This window comes from Spectribacter hydrogenoxidans (assembly GCF_031846275.1).
Taxonomy (GTDB): domain Bacteria; phylum Pseudomonadota; class Gammaproteobacteria; order Nevskiales; family Salinisphaeraceae; genus Spectribacter; species Spectribacter hydrogenoxidans.
In genome coordinates this window covers 1-740 of record NZ_JAVRIB010000049.1, presented here as the reverse complement: position 1 = coordinate 740, position 740 = coordinate 1, and the positions used below count along the sequence as shown (strand labels likewise).

Sequence of the window (740 nt, the reverse complement as noted above, 5' to 3'; positions counted from 1 at the left end):
GAAGGGTCATGACTAGAACAGCGGGTCATTTCGACATAGTTGGAGCAGGATGGGGTACAGGTTCTTGCGCCTATGATTGAAGCGGAATTCGCACTCTTTCAGATGCAGGTAGAAGGTATGTTTTCTCATGCCACGGAATCGTGTGAGTCGCGACTTGGCAAAGCCCCAGAAGCCCTCAATGCCGTTGATGTGAGCACGTCCTCGGGCGAACTCATCGCGGCTGTGGTCGATGCGTAGATGCTTGCCGTAGCCGACATCCACCAGGCCATTGTAGCCGCGCCAGCCGTCGGAATAGATCACGCTGTCCAGGGCCACGCGGCCCCGGATAATGCCTTGCAGCGTGGCTTTCGAGCAGTCGGGCACGATCTCGGTGTACACGCAGCCGTTGCGTTTGAACACACCGAACACAGCTGTCTTGCCGAAGGCGCCACGGCCGCGTCGACCCTTGATGCGACGTGCGCCGAAGTAGGACTCGTCGACCTCGATCTCACCGGCGAACGGTGCCTGCGCCTCGCAGAAGGCCGCGATGCGCTCGCGAATGCCGCGCAGATAGCGGTTGACGGTGTTGCGGTTCAAGCCGGTCAGTTCGGCGATCTGGGTGGCCTCCAGATCCAGGGCGAACAGGCGCACGAGCCGGCGGAATTTGGCCTGCGAAATCTTGGAACGATGCGAGTACTTGTTTTTCATCGTCATGACAGTAGGTTAGACCCATTATGAGCCTCCTGTTCTAGTCATGACCC

The 740-nt window shown here is 58.8% G+C and carries 1 protein-coding gene; it reads right to left on the bottom strand.

Annotation, left to right across the window (positions count from 1 at the left end):
* Nucleotides 1-12: 12 nt before the first annotated feature.
* Entirely contained in the window at nucleotides 13-693 is a 681-nt protein-coding gene (locus tag RM532_RS15820; RefSeq protein ID WP_311654302.1) for an IS1595 family transposase, read from the bottom strand.
* Between the last annotated feature and the right edge of the window lie 47 nt (nucleotides 694-740).